This window comes from Arthrobacter sp. H14, assembly GCF_000520495.1.
Classification (GTDB): Bacteria; Actinomycetota; Actinomycetes; order Actinomycetales; family Micrococcaceae; genus Arthrobacter_C.
On sequence record NZ_KI914640.1, the window covers coordinates 61,936 to 66,542 of the forward strand.

Annotated in this window: 5 protein-coding genes and 1 pseudogene; 1 reads left to right on the plus strand and 5 read right to left on the minus strand. The window is 64.3% G+C overall.

Features of this window, described 5'->3' with window-relative positions:
- Positions 1 to 44 precede the first annotated feature (44 nt).
- Complete coding sequence (ygfZ, locus tag Y707_RS0106530; protein WP_026534481.1) at positions 45 to 1,127, plus strand: CAF17-like 4Fe-4S cluster assembly/insertion protein YgfZ; 1,083 nt, start codon at positions 45 to 47, stop codon at positions 1,125 to 1,127.
- Positions 1,128 to 1,140: 13 nt separating this feature from the next.
- Here the strand turns inward: ygfZ and Y707_RS0106535 are convergent, their stop codons facing one another.
- The 5 genes and pseudogenes from Y707_RS0106535 to Y707_RS0106555 all read right to left on the minus strand — a co-directional run.
- Positions 1,141 to 1,851, minus strand: coding sequence for a GNAT family N-acetyltransferase (locus Y707_RS0106535; RefSeq protein WP_026534482.1), 711 nt, complete (start codon positions 1,849 to 1,851; stop codon positions 1,141 to 1,143).
- Between the two features lie 48 nt (positions 1,852 to 1,899).
- Entirely contained in the window at positions 1,900 to 2,925 is a 1,026-nt protein-coding gene (locus Y707_RS0106540) for a 6-phosphofructokinase (RefSeq protein ID WP_026534483.1), read from the minus strand.
- Between the two features lie 129 nt (positions 2,926 to 3,054).
- The gene (locus Y707_RS0106545) at positions 3,055 to 3,315 is read right to left on the minus strand and encodes a PspC domain-containing protein (protein ID WP_026534484.1); all 261 of its coding nucleotides are present in this window, start codon (positions 3,313 to 3,315) and stop codon (positions 3,055 to 3,057) included.
- Between the two features lie 19 nt (positions 3,316 to 3,334).
- Entirely contained in the window at positions 3,335 to 3,652 is a 318-nt protein-coding gene (locus Y707_RS0106550; protein ID WP_026534485.1) for a hypothetical protein, read from the minus strand.
- Positions 3,649 to 4,607: pseudogene (locus Y707_RS0106555) on the minus strand (hypothetical protein); the annotation flags it as partial. The gene Y707_RS0106550 and the pseudogene Y707_RS0106555, both read right to left, overlap by 4 nt.

The following is a 4,607-nucleotide window of genomic DNA, read 5'->3' on the forward strand; positions in this document are numbered from 1 at the left end:
AACCTGCGCGGAATAGCCCGCCGATGCGAGGACGTTGACCCAATATGACTTATCGCAGCCCGCTACTGAACACGCCCGGAGCCGTCGAAGCAGGCGGGCCGGATGCCGGCGTCGCCGCCCATTACGGAAGCCCGTTACCCGAACAAAAGCACCTGGCCGCCGGTTCCGCCGTCGTCGACCTGTCCCACCGTGGCGTCGTGACCGTGACCGGACCCGATCGGCTGAGCTGGCTGAACACGCTCTCCTCGCAGGCGCTGACTACCCTGGCTCCCGGCGTCGGCAGTGAGACGCTGCTTCTGTCGATCCAGGGCCGCATCGAATTTGATGCCCACGTGGTCGACGACGGCGAAACGGCCTGGCTGCTGGTTGAGACTGAAGAGGCTGAGGGGCTGACCGACTGGCTGAACAAGATGAAGTTCGCCCTGCGGGTGGAGATTGCCGACGTTTCGGCGGAGTGGAGTGTACTCGGGTCGACCGCAGAGGTCGCTGATTTTGCGGGCCGGATCGTGTGGCAGGACCCCTGGCCGTACCTTGGCGAGGGTGGCTACGCCTACACCGCGGCCGAGGAATCCACGCATCCCGGCTACGAGCGGACTTGGTTCGAGTACCTGATTCCGGCCGGGGAGTTGGAGAGTGCCGTGGCCGGACGCGCACTGGCCGGTGTCTGGGCCGCCGAAGCGCTGCGTATCGCCGCCTGGCGGCCGCGGTTCGGCGTCGACACGGATGAGAAGACCATCCCGCATGAGCTGGACCTGATCCGCACCGCCGTGCACCTGTCGAAGGGTTGCTACAAGGGGCAGGAAACCATCGCCCGCGTGCACAACTTGGGCCACCCGCCGCGCCGTCTTGTCTTCCTGCAGCTCGACGGATCGCAGCATACGCTTCCGGCCCCGGGCAGCACGGTGATGGCTGGCGAACGGGCGGCCGGAAAGGTCACGTCCGTCGCACAGCACTACGAAATGGGTCCTGTCGCGCTCGCCATGATCAAGCGCAATGTAGATCCGGCGCTGGAGCTGGTGGTCGACGACGACGGCGAGCAGTATCCGGCCGTGCAGGAGCTCATCGTCGCGCCGGATGCCGGACAGGTGATCGGGCGCCAGAAGGGTTTCATCCGCACACCGCGGTAACTCTTCGGCTGGGTCAGCCGAGCAGCACGGTGGTTTGGGTTCCGGCCTGATCGAAGCCGAGCTTGGCCGCCGTCGCCCGTGATGCATCATTGTCCAGCCGCGCGCGCCATTGCGGCACCAGGCCCGACGCCATCGCCTCCTCGACAGCCACCGCCGTGACGTAAGTGGCCAGGCCCTGCTGGCGAAGCTCCGGTGTGACGAGCGTGCCAAGATGGGCGAGGATGCCTTCCCAGATGTTGTAACCGGAACCGGCGATGGCCAGCCCCTCGTCGGTGACCAGGGCGAACTGTTCGTCCAGACCGGTCAGCCCGACTTCGTTGACGTCGTCCGGCGGACATTGGCCCTCGACCTCGGCGCAATGTTTGGGTTCCCGGGAGACGGCTGCAACCTCGGACGGGCCGATCTCCAGCAGGACGTCCGAGTAGTACAGGGCGGCCGCTCCCAAACCATGTCCGTCATGACCATGGGTCAGATCCAGCATGGTCGAATGCAGTGTCAGCGACTCGTCGTCCACCTCGGCCGCGGCGTCAACGGCCCACCGCGGGCCGACCATGACGCCGACGTCGAACAATTTCACGAAGGTCACCGTCTTGGCGTCGTCGTCGATCCTGGTGATTCTTTCCAGGCCATCGCGGCGGGCATTGGGGAACGCGTCGTCGGCCAGCCCCAGAAGTCTCGCCCATGCAAGTTCGACTATGGCAACGGTCGTCGGCTCAAGACTCATGTTTTCAGCCTATCGGTTGGCGAAAACGGTGCGAACCGGAGGGGAGCCTCAACCGAAGAGGATGGCGGCTTCGTCGTAGCGGTGCTGTGGCACGGACTTGATCTGGCCCAGCGCATGGTCAAAGTCCACATGCTCGACGTCGGTTCCGTTCAGCGAGACCATGGTGCCCCAGCGCCGGTCCACTACCGCGTCGATGGCGGCCATGCCGAGACGGGTTGCCAGCACCCGGTCGAAGGCTGATGGAACGCCGCCGCGCTGAATGTGGCCCAGCACGGTGGCACGTGTCTCCAACCCGGTGCGGCGTTCAAGCTCCGGCTCCAACTGCTGACCGATACCGCCAAGCCGCGGCCGGCCGAAGGTGTCCAGGCCACGTTCGGAGTGCGGCGCCTCCATGTGACCCGGCATGAATCCTTCCGCGACGACCACCAGCGGCGCGCGGCCACGTTCATGTGCTTCGGTCACCCATTCGGCAATCTGCTCAATGCTGACCTGCTGCTCCGGGATGAGAATCGCATGCGCCCCTGAAGCCATGCCCGCATGCAGCGCAATCCAGCCAACGTTCCGTCCCATCACTTCAGCGATCATGCAGCGGTGGTGCGATTCACCGGTGGTGCGCAGCCGGTCGATGGCCTCGGTCGCGATCTGGACCGCGGTGTCGAAACCGAACGTGTAGTCGGTGGCATCGAGGTCGTTGTCCACGGTCTTCGGCACGCCCACGATCTTCAGTCCGGCGTCGGTCAAGCGTTTCGCCGCAGCCAGAGTCCCCTCGCCGCCGATAGCGATCACGGCGTCGATCCCGAGCCGGTCCAGGTTCTCCTTGATTTTCTCCGGCCCGCCGCCGTTGTCGAACGGATTCGTTCGGGACGTGCCGAGGATGGTGCCACCCTGCTTGGAGATACCCCGGACGCTGTGCCGCGGCAGCTCCATGATGTCGCCCTCGACCACGCCCCGCCAGCCGTCACGGAACCCCACGAATTCCTGGCCATGGACCTTGATGCCCTTGAGGACGGCACCGCGGATCACCGCGTTGAGTCCGGGGCAGTCGCCGCCGCTGGTCAGAATTCCGATCTTCATACAGGTCTCATCCTTGCAAGGCTGGGGGAAATGGCGTCACGGGCGTGACGCCGAGTTCAGTTGATACTCTAACGTTCCCTCAGTCCCGGTTCCATTGCGACGACGACGGTTACCACTGGCCGCGCGGGCTCAGCGGATGCTTTTGTCGCTCCGGTTCTCCAAGAGCCCTTGCATGACGATCTTGCCGTTCTGTGCGGGCAGCAGCAGCCACGCGGCAAGATAGAAAACGAAAGCCGGCCCGGGGAGCAGCGAGAAAAGCAGGAAGCCAATCCGGACGTATGTGACGTCGACGTTGAACTTCGCCGCCATCCCGCCACACACTCCGGCGATCCACCGTTCCGGTCCACGCTTGAGATTCAGTCCACGGATAATTCGAAAAAACCTGTCCATACCTACAGCTTCCCGCTTCCTAAGGCTGCTTGTCATCTTTTTCCCGGTTTTTGGCTGATATCAGTCCACCGATCACCAGCGCGAGACCCGCACCGATCAGCAAACCGATCATCACCTGGCCGAAGTCGAGACTGATGGTTGCCACCTCGGCCAGGATCAAGATGCTGGCAAGGGCGATGATGATCAGGCCCCAGACGACAGTCCCCACCCTCGGGCGCCGGCCGGGCTGGGTGGAGTTGGTTGGGTCATCGGCGGTGCTGTCGCGGATTGGTTCCGTCTGGTTTGCCCCGCGAAGTGGTTCGGTGGGCCCGTCGCCGCGTTCATAGTTTGTGCTCATTGTGAGAATCCGTTTCCTGACTCAGCAATTGTGGCTGAACTGAATAAGCCGCGTACTTCGATGATGATTTTTTCGCCCGGAGCGCAGGCATTGAATGTTTGCTGCGTCGGATTCCAGATGCCGTCGGTTTCGGCCCCTCCGGATTCGAAATCGGCAGAGCCCATGAGCAGATTAGTGCGAACCTCGACGGGGATACCGTCCGGCACGACGACGGTGCTACTGCCCATCACGACATTGACCGGAATGACCACTTCTTCATCGAGCGGCGCCTGGTCCTCGAAGCCCTCCAACTCAAGCGTCCCGTCGGCCATCAGAGTGGTATACCCCGTCTCCGCGGCGTCGATAGTGGACGGGTGCCAGGTGGTGTTACTGCCGACCACGAAGTTGCTCGACGTCGGTACCAGCCCGGAGACGGCCGCTGCGATGAGCGCGACGACGGCGAGGAACCCCATGGTTCCGGAGGTGCGTCCGCGCAGCCCTGCAACCACAATGCTCAGGCCGAGTACGACGGCGGCAGCCGCTGCGGCAACTGCGCTGGCGTGGGTGCCAAGGTCGAGGACGTTCGTGTAATGCAGGGCGAGCAGACCTCCTCCGACGAGCAGGGCCAGCCCGGTTGAGACACCCACCATTGGGGCGCTCGGGGTACGGCGAGCGGTTTTCGTCTGCGTGGCGTAAGCCGCGGGGGCAGGAGCCGGGACGTATTGGTTGGTGTGCGTGTAGGCCGGAAGATGGCCACCACCATGGCTCGTCCCGTGGCTCGTGTCGTATCCCGTGCCGTAGGACAGCGGCGATGCAGGCATTGAGGCATCGGTTCCTGCCGGAGCTGCCGGCCAGGCCTGTTCGCTGGCAGGCCGTTGGACCTCATATCCCGGCTGCGGCGCAACCTCGGGTGAGTAGCCGGCACTGGCGGGGTCAGCATCCGGGGCGTATCCCGCCGTCGTCCTTTTCCGTTTCC